Genomic DNA, 265 nt, shown 5'->3' on the forward strand with positions numbered 1-265 from the left:
GTCTTGCAGTTATGAAAATGAATCATGAATTGGGATTTGAACCGGTGACGTTTTCAGAGTTACCTTCAGACGAAGTGTTTTGGCAGAGTTGTAATTCATGCGTAAATTATTCAATATTAAAAAGTAAAGAAAGGAAAAACTGTTTATGCACCGCCATGCTTTATGATCCTGAACAAAAAAACGCTAAAACATAAAAGTTTTAGCGTTTTCAATTTAACCAATACTTAAATTATATACTATAAAGCATCCCAGGAAGCACTTGGAT

At 32.8% G+C, this 265-nt stretch carries 1 protein-coding gene; it reads left to right on the top strand.

Annotation, left to right across the window (positions count from 1 at the left end):
- Positions 1–194 (top strand): hypothetical protein (locus SB658_RS24620; protein ID WP_486308217.1); only part of this gene is annotated, 194 nt, incomplete at its 5' end.
- Between the last annotated feature and the right edge of the window lie 71 nt (positions 195–265).

Origin of the sequence: Bacillus sp. SIMBA_008, from assembly GCF_046535495.1 — a bacterium.
Classification (GTDB): domain Bacteria; phylum Bacillota; class Bacilli; order Bacillales; family Bacillaceae; genus Bacillus; species Bacillus subtilis.